This is a genomic window from Sulfuricurvum sp. MLSB, from assembly GCF_000747095.1.
GTDB lineage: Bacteria > Campylobacterota > Campylobacteria > Campylobacterales > Sulfurimonadaceae > Sulfuricurvum.
Genome location: NZ_JQGL01000144.1, coordinates 67,741 through 70,183, shown reverse-complemented (window position 1 = coordinate 70,183; position 2,443 = coordinate 67,741). Strand labels below are relative to the sequence as shown.

Annotated in this window: 3 protein-coding genes; 2 read left to right on the top strand and 1 reads right to left on the bottom strand. The window is 47.2% G+C overall.

Annotated features, from left to right (window positions below):
- The first annotated feature begins 69 nt into the window (after positions 1-69).
- Together JU82_RS11050 and JU82_RS11045 are read left to right on the top strand one after the other, a co-directional pair.
- Positions 70-1,155, top strand: coding sequence for a hypothetical protein (locus tag JU82_RS11050; RefSeq protein ID WP_037950663.1), 1,086 nt, complete (start codon positions 70-72; stop codon positions 1,153-1,155).
- A gap of 65 nt (positions 1,156-1,220) precedes the next feature.
- On the top strand, positions 1,221-1,595 hold the full coding sequence (locus JU82_RS11045; protein ID WP_037950662.1) for a hypothetical protein: 375 nt from the start codon (positions 1,221-1,223) through the stop codon (positions 1,593-1,595).
- 21 nt (positions 1,596-1,616) lie between these two features.
- Here JU82_RS11045 and JU82_RS12165 read toward each other — a convergent pair.
- A partial coding sequence (locus JU82_RS12165; RefSeq protein ID WP_037950660.1) for an ATP-binding cassette domain-containing protein occupies positions 1,617-2,443 on the bottom strand: 827 nt, incomplete at its 5' end.

Here is a 2,443-nt window from a genome sequence, read left to right as displayed (position 1 = left end):
AGTGGTCAGCGTCATCAAAGAGGTGACGCTCCTTTCCAAAGTCGTTGATTATATACAGTAAGGGTACACGTGAACGAAACGATTACGACAGACGAACAATTGAGCGAAGAAGAAACTCCGAAAAACTGGCAAGAGAAGCTCAAGCGCTATAAAATCCACCTTTCCGTCGCGGCGGCGGTGATTGCCGTCGGGGTGAGTGCGCTGGCGCATTATAAAAACGAACAGGTCAAAGCCGAACTCGAAAAAGCGATCCATGAATATCAGCAGAATCTTCTCCTCGTCGGAGGAGAGATGACGTACACTTCGCTCGATTGCAGCGGTCTGATCTCCACGGATTGCGAAATCGACGGGATAAAACTCTCCATGCTGGGAGCGGAACAGCTTTCGATCAAAAAGCTGCGTCTGGGAGAAGTTGAAGAACTCGAATCGCTAAAAGCTTTTTCCGAAGGGCAATCCGTCAATGCTTCAATCGATATCGAGATCGAAGAGATAGCCCTGCCAAGAATGATGCTAGCCCAGATGGTAGCCGACAATGTCAGCAATGCGTTTCAGCAAAGTACCCTTGAAAAGCTGAGTACAATGAATCTGGCTATCGAAGCGGAGATAGAGGGGAATCCGGCATTGATCAAAGAGGTAGCGATTGAGCGTTTGTCGATTGACAATGCCATCATGCCGATCGAGTTTTCGATGAAAGCGCGCGACATCGCTTCGGGATCTCCCGATTCGATGATTTTGGAAAATTTTTCTCTGAGCGTTCAAAACCGTGCGATTTCCGATGTGACGTACGAATCGGTTAAAAGTTTTGTAGAGATGTTAAAGCCTGAAGAAAAAGCTCTTTTCCTGAAAGAATTCGCTCTGAAGCCTTCTGACATGGCTGACAAGGCAAAAGCTTCCGAAGCGATCAACGGCGCGATTGCCAAACGGTTTGAAAGCGATCTTGCGTTGACAGCCGGAATTGTTGAAAAAGAGCTGATCAGGGCGATGATTGCGATGCTCAAAGGCGAAGCGGACGAGATTAGTCTTACCGGAGAGAATAAAAACAGCCATACGATGTCGCAGATACAGAATTTTTTCCTTCAGTCAGCAACAATGAAAGAAGACGATGCGAAGCGCTTCATGGACGATAAATTTACGATCGAAGTAGAGTCTGATTAATTTTCTTAACCAATTTTTAACAAAACTCTATTACAATGAGTCTATTCACTCAAAAGGAGTTTTGCATGAAAAAGGTAATGATCATGTTGTCGGCTGCCGCGTTGTGTGCGACAGTCGTGTGTGCGGAAAATTTCGGTGCGATGAGTACCGACCAGCTTTTGGAAAAACGGGGAACCCTCACGAATCAGCAAGAGCGCATGCAACTGCATAACGAACTGATGAATCGTCAACAAACGATGACGAAAGAACAGCAACAAAAGTTTATGAACAAACCCGAAAATGCCACCCCGAAAATGAAAAATCAGGGGCAAGGGCAGGGGATGATGCAAGGCCAGATGGGCAAAGGAATGATGCAAAACCAGCAGGGGAAAATGCAGCAAAAAGGCCAAGGGATGATGCAAGGTCAGGGAGGCGGAATGGGCGGAGGAAAAGGACGCTGATCTTTCCGCTTTTTCGAAGCGCTAGGCGTTTTTGAGCGCTTCGATCTCCTCGACTTTTTCTTCAATACTTAACAGTTCATCTACTTTTTTTTCATATAGTGTTTTGATTTTCTCCAGCTCTTCGGCCAGAACGGTGATTCCGATCTTCTCGTACTTTTTCGGATCGGCCAGAGAAGCGTTCAGCTCATCTATTTTGGCTTCGAGCTCTTCGATTTCTATCGGGAGTTTTTCGAGTGCTTTTTGTTCATTAAACGTCAGTTTCAGAACTTTTTGTTTTTCGGTAACGGGGGCTTTCGGAACGATTTGTGTTTTGGAAAATTCCCCTTCCATCGCCTCGATTTCCGCAAACTCTTTTTCGTCTTCGAGGTATTCGCTGTAGGGTTTGTAGCTCTCTTCTATCGTGCCGTCCCCTTTGAAAATAAAGAGCTTTTTCGCAATCTTGTCGACGAAATAGCGGTCGTGGCTCACGAGGATAACGGCGCCGGGGAAGTTTTGGAGCTTCTCTTCGAGGATGTTGATCGTCGGGATGTCCAGATCGTTGGTCGGTTCATCCAAAATCAGACAATCCACTTTTTTGGTAAAGAGCAGCGCCAGCGCGACGCGGTTCTTCTCTCCGCCGCTCAACACGCCCACCTTTTTATCGAGAAACTCTCTCGGGAAGAGAAAGTTTTTCAGATAGCCGTAGACGTGATAATCTTGGCCCATAACGTCGACGCGGTCACCGCCGTGAGGGCAGAAGGTTTCGATGAGGTTGAGGTTGTCATCTAGCATCTCGCGGTGCTGATCGAAATAGCCGATCGTGAGCTCCCCCGTCTTGATGATTCCGCCGGTCGGTTTAAGGCGTCCGA